The sequence below is a fragment of the Aerococcus sp. L_32 genome, assembly GCF_050689315.1.
In genome coordinates, this window is record NZ_JBOEQF010000974.1 from 1 (window position 1) to 699 (window position 699).

Annotated in this window: 1 protein-coding gene; it reads right to left on the reverse strand. The window is 37.6% G+C overall.

The window, feature by feature from the left end:
• The coding region (locus tag ACRCJ0_RS17695) for a hypothetical protein (RefSeq protein ID WP_431391458.1) at positions 1-492 on the reverse strand (492 nt) is incomplete at its 3' end.
• Positions 493-699: the final 207 nt, after the last annotated feature.

The following is a 699-nucleotide window of genomic DNA, read 5'->3' on the forward strand; positions in this document are numbered from 1 at the left end:
AAATTCAACTGACACATGTCCCTGGTTAAAGGTCATAGTCCAATTGCCATCTGTCCATGGTATTGACGATTGAGTGGCAGCCACTACTTCATTTACTTGATCTGAAGTTGCTGAATTAACAGCTGCTTCGTTATTTTCTATATCCTCTTGATTGCTCGATCCAACGGTAGCATCTGGCTGAATCTCTGAAACACTAGCTTGATCAGGATTATTTATGATTACACTGCTTTCATTCGGCAAAGGTTTTACATCACTTTCTTCTTTAGAATGGGATGTATCCAATTCTTTACTATCTGAAGGCTCTGACGGCTGATCCTTTGAACTTATTTGGCTAGTCACTACTTTCTCCTTCTCAGCGATCACTTTCTCCACCGCCAGGCGAGACATGATTTGTGCGTGATAGGATATTTTAATTTCTTCATTCATTTTAACTTGGCTACTGTACATATTTAAGTTAACTAAATAGATGAAGGTTAGGATCGACATATACATTAATGCGGTAAATAAGACAAAACCACTTTTCTTCATTATTATTTACCCTTCTTTACTAAAGGTAAAAGGATTTTATAATCCTTACCATCGAATAGCCTCACTTTAAACAGGAAGTTCCCATTATCTAATTCTTGGATCGTGAGACCTGTAGCGTTTGGAATTTGTGGCTCGTATCCTCCGTTTAAAGAATATCTAATCCAGGAGTTC